Here is a 362-nt window from a genome sequence, read left to right as displayed (position 1 = left end):
GGGGGCGACCTGGGTTCGACGGGGGTCGCGAAGCAGTGAAGTGCATACCGAGGACCAGTGACCTCGTAAATCCATCTGGAATCAAGTAGTCGCCAACGACGAAACCTACGCTCTGGCCGCTTGACGGCCAGACTCCTCACCGGCACGCCCGTGGGCCGGGCTGGGCAACCAGCGGAGGAGTCATTCACACGGGATCGCGCTGTACCGGGTCACTTGGTCCAGCGTTAAATCAAGGTGACTCGCCTGCAACCAGCCTGTTCGGCCGGCGTGTTGCGGGTCAAAACCAAACGACCGGACTAAGTATGTAGAGCTTGCTGTAGAGGACTTTCGGACGCGGGTTCGATTCCCGCCGCCTCCACCAC

General features: G+C 61.3%; 1 other RNA gene. It reads left to right on the top strand.

Features of this window, described 5'->3' with window-relative positions:
* Positions 1–361: a transfer-messenger RNA gene (gene ssrA, locus ACO0K4_RS19555) on the top strand.
* The last annotated feature ends 1 nt before the right edge of the window (position 362 follow it).

It is taken from the genome of Undibacterium sp. RuTC16W, assembly GCF_049339445.1.
In the GTDB taxonomy this organism is placed as follows: Bacteria; Pseudomonadota; Gammaproteobacteria; order Burkholderiales; family Burkholderiaceae_D; genus Undibacterium.
This window is presented reverse-complemented; position numbering and strand designations above follow the sequence as displayed.